This window comes from Paracoccus sp. FO-3 (assembly GCF_006386455.1).
GTDB classification, from domain to species: Bacteria; Pseudomonadota; Alphaproteobacteria; order Rhodobacterales; family Rhodobacteraceae; genus Paracoccus; species Paracoccus versutus.
Genome location: NZ_VCBQ01000334.1, coordinates 1 through 308, shown reverse-complemented (window position 1 = coordinate 308; position 308 = coordinate 1). Strand labels below are relative to the sequence as shown.

Here is a 308-nt window from a genome sequence, read left to right as displayed (position 1 = left end):
GTCGATGACGACCAGCGCCACCTCGGGATCGTCGCGCCATTCCTGCAAGGCGGCGTCGATGGCCAGCGCCATCTCGTGGCTCAGCGCGTTCAGCGCCTGCGGGCGGTTGAAGGTCAGCCGGCCGGCGCGGCGGTCCTTGCGGGCGANGGGCATCTCGGCCATCAGTCACGCTCCGCCAGCAGGGCGCGGCCGACGATCAGCCGCATGATCTCGTTGGTGCCTTCCAGGATCTGGTGCACGCGCAGGTCGCGCACGATCTTCTCGATGCCGTAATCGGCCAGGTAGCCATAGCCGCCATGCAGCTGCAG

2 protein-coding genes are annotated in these 308 nt (G+C 68.4%); both read right to left on the bottom strand.

What is annotated here, in order from left to right:
* On the bottom strand, positions 1 to 153 hold a 153-nt coding region (locus FE811_RS27255), incomplete at its 3' end, for an enoyl-CoA hydratase/isomerase family protein (protein WP_370362720.1).
* An 8-nt stretch (positions 154 to 161) separates the two neighbouring features.
* A partial coding sequence (locus FE811_RS27250; protein WP_255469877.1) for an acyl-CoA dehydrogenase family protein occupies positions 162 to 308 on the bottom strand: 147 nt, incomplete at its 5' end.